The organism is Mesorhizobium sp. M1A.F.Ca.IN.020.06.1.1 (genome assembly GCF_004023265.1).
GTDB lineage: Bacteria > Pseudomonadota > Alphaproteobacteria > Rhizobiales > Rhizobiaceae > Mesorhizobium.
Genome location: NZ_RZSR01001703.1, coordinates 1 through 566, shown reverse-complemented (window position 1 = coordinate 566; position 566 = coordinate 1). Strand labels below are relative to the sequence as shown.

At 64.0% G+C, this 566-nt stretch carries 1 protein-coding gene; it reads left to right on the top strand.

The annotated features are described in order from the left end of the window. The coding region (locus EOA60_RS36455) for a thiamine ABC transporter substrate-binding protein (RefSeq protein ID WP_128312803.1) at positions 1 to 566 on the top strand (566 nt) is incomplete at both ends.

Here is a 566-nt window from a genome sequence, read left to right as displayed (position 1 = left end):
TACGAAAGCTTCACCGCCGACTGGGGCCCCGGGCCCGCGGTGAGGAAGGAATTCGAGGCCGAATGCGGCTGCGATCTTGAATTCGTCTCGGTTGCCGACGGCGTGGCACTGCTCAACCGCGTCAAGCTGGAGGGCGCCGGCACCAAGGCTGATGTCGTGCTCGGCCTCGATACCAACCTGACCGCGGATGCCAAGGCGAGCGGCCTATTCGCGCCGCATGGCGCGGTGGCCGATTTGAATGTGCCCGGCGGCTGGAAAGACGACACTTTCGTGCCTTTCGACTACGGCTATTTCGCCGTCGTCTACGACACCGAAAAGCTGAAGACCCCGCCGAAGAGCTTGAAGGAACTGGTCGAGGGCGCCGGCCCCGACAAGATCATTATCCAGGATCCGCGCACTTCGACGCCGGGCCTCGGGCTGCTGCTGTGGGTCAAGTCGGTCTATGGCGACAAGGCGCCGGAAGCCTGGGCCAAGCTGAAGCCGAAGGTGCTGACCGTGACGCCGGGCTGGAGCGAGGCCTATGGTCTGTTCACCAAGGGCGAGGCGCCGATGGTTCTCTCCTATAC